At 63.8% G+C, this 5,542-nt stretch carries 5 protein-coding genes; all 5 read left to right on the top strand.

Annotated features, from left to right (window positions below; all coding sequences use genetic code 11):
• Positions 1-32 precede the first annotated feature (32 nt).
• On the top strand, positions 33-782 hold the full coding sequence (locus tag JW929_08290; protein ID MBN1439392.1) for a hypothetical protein: 750 nt from the start codon (positions 33-35) through the stop codon (positions 780-782).
• A gap of 140 nt (positions 783-922) precedes the next feature.
• A complete protein-coding gene (locus JW929_08285; protein ID MBN1439391.1) occupies positions 923-2,386 on the top strand; it encodes an HlyD family efflux transporter periplasmic adaptor subunit in 1,464 nt (487 codons plus the stop codon).
• Positions 2,386-3,114, top strand: a complete 729-nt coding sequence (locus JW929_08280; protein ID MBN1439390.1) for an ABC transporter ATP-binding protein — start codon at positions 2,386-2,388, stop codon at positions 3,112-3,114. The genes JW929_08285 and JW929_08280 overlap by 1 nt, the downstream gene beginning before the upstream one ends.
• Before the next feature lie 90 nt (positions 3,115-3,204).
• Positions 3,205-4,437, top strand: a complete 1,233-nt coding sequence (locus JW929_08275) for an ABC transporter permease (protein MBN1439389.1) — start codon at positions 3,205-3,207, stop codon at positions 4,435-4,437.
• A gap of 245 nt (positions 4,438-4,682) precedes the next feature.
• On the top strand, positions 4,683-5,387 hold the full coding sequence (locus tag JW929_08270; GenBank protein MBN1439388.1) for a hypothetical protein: 705 nt from the start codon (positions 4,683-4,685) through the stop codon (positions 5,385-5,387).
• The last annotated feature ends 155 nt before the right edge of the window (positions 5,388-5,542 follow it).

The following is a 5,542-nucleotide window of genomic DNA, read 5'->3' as shown; positions in this document are numbered from 1 at the left end:
TACAATCTCGTCGCTGATGATGGAGGGTTGGTATGGGGCGGCCGGATTACACCGGAATCGGTGGCCGAATTGACCGGAATTTGCAAGGCGTCGCCCTGCTGTCGATCCTTACCCATCAGGAGCTGCAAAGCTTCTGGGAGAGGGTCATCAGCCCGGTGGCTTTCTCGGGCTTGGCGCTGGTCTACGACCTGGAGCGGATCAACGACCCGCACTGTCCGGACGCGATGGCCATCGGCCAATTCATCCTCATCCGGCGCGAGGTTTACGACGAGGTCGGAGGCCATCACGCGCTTTCCGATTCGATCCTGGAAGATCGGGGCCTCGCGGAAACCGTCAAACGCGCGGGGCATTCCATCCTGCTCAAGGACGGGCGCTCGCTGGCCAGCGTCCGCATGCACACGTCGCTGGGGGAAATCCGGGAAAGCTGGGTGAAAACCATCTACCCGGGTTTTCGCGATCGGCCGGAAGCGGCGCTTTATCTGGCCGTCGTCTTCATCCTCGGGGCGCTGGCTTTTCCGGCCTGGTGGATCGCCTCGATTTTCGGACTGGTTTTCCTGCGCGATCTTCCAACCCTCCTGATCTTCGCCGAAGCAACCGCATTTTGGGCTTACCTCCTCCGCAACCGCCTGCTCAACCTCTCGGCCTACAAGGTCCCGCCGGGCTACGCCCTGACCGTGCCGGTGGGAATCCTGTCCTTCAGCGGCATGATGCTGGATTCCTACTTCCGCGTCCGCTCCGGACAGGGGCTGACGTGGAAGGGGCGGACGTACCAAGCCAAATAATTCCTCCCACTCTTCTCACCCTCTCCTCATCTTCCACGGCCCTTCTACACAATTTCTGAACAACTGCTCAATCCGGCCTGAATTCCAACCCGGATAATTGCTGCCGTAGGGAAAATTCAATAGAAAGAAGGGAAAAACGGATGCCAACACCCGTCAGTACCCCAGCCTCGCGCAGCAAGGCTCTTCATCGCAACATCCTCCTGACTATCCTCGGCCTCCTGGTCATCGTCGGCGGCGTCGGCGCCTACGCGCGCTGGAAGGCCGTCCAGACCCCGGCCGCCTCGCAGGCCGATGCGCTTCAAACCGCCGTGGTCCAACGGGGCGACCTGAAAATTTTCGCCAGCGGCACCGGAACACTGATCGCCGGCGGGGAAGCCACCTTCGGATTCTCCGAAAGCGGGACTGTCGCGGAAGTGCTGGTGCAGGTGGGCGACGTGGTCGACGCGGGCCAGGCGTTGGCGCGCCTGGACGACGCCTCCGCCCAGCGCCAACTCCTGCAAGCCCAGCGGGCGCTTGCGGAACTCACCTCGCCGACCGCCGTCGCCGCCGCGAAGCTGGCGCTGGCCGAGGCCAAAGTCAACCTGGTCAACACCAAAGCCACCCTGGCCTATCTGATCAGCCCGGACGTGCTGTATTGGGAAGAGCAGGTCGCGGCCGCGGAAAAGGCGCTCGAGCAGGCGAAGGCCGAAGCGGCCGCCAATCCGTCGGAGGATGCCGATAAGAAGGTGGCCGCCGCGGAACAGCTCCTGCAAGTGTGCATAAACCATCTGGCCCAGGCCACGCTGGACTATTGGAACGATTACGTTCCGGAGACCTTCCTGACGACGGTCACCGAAGGGCGCGAAACCAAGAAGCAGGTCGTCCCACCCTCGGAAGAGGACGTCGCCCAGGCGCGCGCGGACTACGAATTGGCCAAACAACAACTGCAGGAAGCCGAGTGGTACCTGGCCGCCATCACCGCCGGGGAGATCCCCGAAGGCGCTACGGGCGCCGCCCTCGCCGCCTTCGAACAGGCGCAGGACGATCTGGCCGCCGCCCAGGAAAGCCTCGCGGCGACGACCCTTTGCGCTCCCATCCACGGAACCGTCATGGCCGTCGGGTTTCAAACGGGCGACAGCGCGGGCTCCGGCGCCACGATAACCGTTTCGAACCTGGACCAGCCGTACACGCTGGAAATCTACCTCGACGAAAGCGACTGGGGCAGCATCAAGGCGGGATATCCCGTGGAAGTGACCTTCGACCTGCTGCCGGACAAGGTCTACGCCGGCAAGGTGCTCTCGGTGGATCCGGGCTTGACCACCTCGATGAATTCCTCCTACATCCGCGCCATCGTGCAGTTGGACGCGTCGATCGGGACGGACCTTCCCCTGGGGACCGGAGCCTCGGTCGATGTGATCGGCGGCCGGACGGAGGGCGCGCTGCTCATTCCGGTGGAAGCGCTGCACGAAATCGAAGACGGAACCTACGCGGTCTTCGTGATGGAAAACGGCGAGCCTCGGTTGCGCGTGGTGGAGATCGGCCTGCAGGACCTGGTGTACGTCGAAGTGACCTCGGGGCTGCGCGAAGGGGACGTGGTCACCACCGGCATCACGGAGACGAACTGATGGGCGGCCGGACGCTGATCGAGACGCGCGGCCTCTCGAAGGTCTACGGCGCGGGCGATACGCGGGTGGCGGCGCTCGACGGCATCCACCTCCGGATCGACCGGGGCGAATTCATCGCGGTGATGGGTCCTTCCGGATCCGGCAAGAGCACTCTGATGTACATCCTCGGCTGCCTGGCCCGGCCCAGCTCGGGGGAATACCTGCTCGACGGCGAGGACGCGCACAACCTGGACCGGCGCGAGCTGGCGGACATCCGCAGCCGCAAGATCGGCTTCGTCTTCCAATCCTACAACCTTCTGCCGCGGACGACGGCCCTGCGCAACGTCACCCTGCCCCTGCTCTACAACCGCTCGCGGCGGATGGATCCCCAGGCCCGTGACGAAAAAGCCCGAGCGCTGCTGGAGCAGGTCGGCCTCGGCGACCGGACCCACCACCAACCGCACGAACTCTCCGGGGGACAGCAGCAGCGGGTGGCGATCGCCCGGGCGCTGGTCAACGACCCGGTGATGATCATCGCCGACGAGCCGACCGGCAACCTCGACACCCGCTCCGGCGACGAGGTGATGCGCCTGCTGCAGGACCTGCACCGCAAGGGCGTGACGATCGTGATGGTCACGCACAATCCGCGCATCGCAGCCGAAGCCTCGCGCGAGATTCATCTTTCCGACGGGCGCATCGCCGACATCGTCGAGAATGGGAAGAGGGGAATCCGCAATGGGCACAATTAAGAAGATGAAATTTCCGAAAGATGATTTTCCTTCTTTCGCGCCCTTCGGGTTGTCTTTCCCGGCCCGCGTGAGGGCAGGAAGGGGCCAAGCATGAATCCCATCGAAATTCTGCGCATCTCCTGGGAAGCCGTCGGCCGGAACAAGATCCGCTCGATCCTGACCATGCTGGGCATCATCATCGGCGTGGCCGCGGTGATCATCATGGTGGCGATCAGCGCCGGCACCGAAGCCACCATCCAGGAAAACATCACCGGCTTGGGCTCGAACCTGATCTTCGTCTCCGCCAACTTCAGCCGGGGCGGCGCTCCGGGGATGATGACGGCGGGCGGCGGCCTGGTGTATGACGACGCCACCGCCATCGCCGAAAGCGTGAACGGGGTGACCGCGGTCGTGGTCGAACAGACCTCCAGCCAGACGGTGAAAGCCGGAAAAACGGCGCTGGAGGACATCCCGATCCTGGGCACGTCGCCGGGATTTCCCGCCGTGCGCGATATGGAATTGGCGGAAGGGCGCTACTTCAACCAAAAGGAGGTCGACCAGAAAACGAAAGTGGCCGTGCTGGGCAGCACCCTGGCCGAAGAGCTGTTCGGCGGCGAGAACCCCGTCGGGCAGATCGTCACCGTCGGCGCCGTCAAGTTGACCGTGATCGGCGTGCTGGCGGAAAAGGGGACGGTCGGCGAGGTGGACTACGATTCGCGCCTCTACACCCCAATCACCGTCATCTTCGATAAATTCGTGGATTCGCCCTTCGCCCGAATCCGCGGCGATTCGGTCCGGATGATCTACGTCAAGGTGGCCGACACCAAGTCGGTCGACGGCGTCATCCTGCAGATCCAACTGCTGCTCGCCAAAAGGCACGAGACGACCCTCGACGACCTCGACGTTTCGATCACCACCCAGCAGGACGTGATCACGGCCCAGGGATCCACCACCGCCGCGTTCCGGTCGCTGCTCGGCTGGGTGGCGGGGGTTTCCTTGCTGGTGGGCGGAATCGGGATCATGAACATCATGCTGGTCTCGGTCACGGAGCGGACGCGGGAGATCGGAATCCGCCAGGCGGTCGGCGCCCGGCCGGCCGACATCCTGCTTCAGTTCCTGACCGAAGCCCTGCTCCTCAGCATGGCGGGCGGGATCCTCGGCATGCTGGCTGGCTTCGCCGGAGCCTGGGTCTTCTCGCAAGCCAGCGGCATGCGCACGGTCATCCAACCCGCCTCGATTCTGCTGGCCTTCGGCTCCGCGGCGACGGTCGGGGTGTTCTTCGGTTTTTATCCGGCCGGCAAAGCCGCTCAGCTCGAGCCGATCGAAGCGCTTAGGTACGAATGACCTCTTCCAAGCGGGTGCCCGCCGTTCGGCAAAGCCGAACGGGAAAACTGAAAGCGGAGTCCGGCCGACGGCCGGCCAATGCATCCCCGACCTCATCCGGCCGGAAGTACACCGGCCACCTTCTCCCGGCTAATGCCTCCCCGCCCTCATCCGGCCGGAAGTACGCCGGCCACCTTCTCCCGGCTAATGCCGGGAGAAGGAAGAACCCCGGAAAAAGCCAAACTGTAAGAAAACGAGGTGAATCGATGAAACGAAAGAATTTTTGGATCATCCTGCCTTCCGCCGCGCTGATGCTGTTCGCGGCCGCCTGCGGAAGCCAATCGGCCGAAGCCGGCGCGGCCGGCTCCGCGGACCGCCTCAACGCCGATTACGAAAACGCGCTGCCGGTGGAAAGCCAGCTGATCCTCGGCACGTTAAAGCTGGAAGGCACGGAGAATGCGGTCACCGCCGAACAGGCCGCGGAATTGCTTCCATTGTGGCGGATGATGAAGGAACTGCAGAGCCGCGATACGGATGCGACTGAGGAGCAAGGCGGATTGATCAATCAGATCCAGGAAACGATGACCGCGGGGCAAATCCGTGCGATCGCCGCAATGCAATTAACCCAGGACGATATGGTCGAGTATATGCGCCAGGCGGGAATGGGCATGATGCCTCAGAATTCCGGGACTCCCGCCGCTTCCGGCGGCGGCAACGCGCTTCCCGGCGGCATGGAAGGCGGCGGAGAGCCGCCCGAATTTGCGGCCGGCGGCGGGATGCCTCCCGGCGGGGGCGGAGGGTTCCAGGGCGGTGAAGGCTACGGCGGCGGGAACGGGGACGCCGGCCTCAGCGCGGAGCAGATCGCGACGATGCAGGCTCGCCGGTCAAGCCAGGGCGGCGCCGGGGGTAATCCGTACATCCTGCTTGATGCGCTGCTGCAAATGTTGGACGGCAGACAATCGGCGGCCTGAGGCCGAATACAATCCACGGAGGGACACGGATAAAACCGTCTGAGATCCCTCCGCGATTCTCCGCGCTCTCCGTGGATATTTATTATCAGAATGGAAAGAACATCATCCACGGAGGGCACGGAGGAACACGGAGTAAACCGCCTGAGATCCTTCCG

The organism is Anaerolineales bacterium (genome assembly GCA_016928575.1).
In the GTDB taxonomy this organism is placed as follows: Bacteria; Chloroflexota; Anaerolineae; order Anaerolineales; family RBG-16-64-43; genus JAFGKK01.
This window is presented reverse-complemented; position numbering and strand designations above follow the sequence as displayed.